Genomic DNA, 277 nt, shown 5'->3' with positions numbered 1-277 from the left:
CCGGCACCTCTGCGGCGCTTCCCGGATGGCTTCGCGCCGGTTGGCGGCGTCCATCTGGTAGGTCCGCCGGTCCCCGGTCAGCTGCGAGTCGACCGCTTCGCGGAACGGCCCCGAGAAGGCCGAGGCCTACTTTGCGGCGTACGCCAGGATGGAGACGTCCTGGTAGCCGGCCTCGTCGAGTGCCTGCCGGATCACCGCCACCAGTCCGTCCATCATGCCGGAGGGACCGAGCACGTCCGCGCCGGCAGCCGCCTGGGCGACGGCCATTTCCGCGTAG

General features: G+C 71.5%; 1 pseudogene. It reads right to left on the bottom strand.

Going from position 1 to position 277, the window contains the following annotated elements:
* Nucleotides 1-277, bottom strand: a pseudogene (locus AC5RTY_RS16860) (porphobilinogen synthase); the annotation flags it as partial.

The organism is Arthrobacter sp. Y3224055 (genome assembly GCF_059090825.1).
This window is presented reverse-complemented; position numbering and strand designations above follow the sequence as displayed.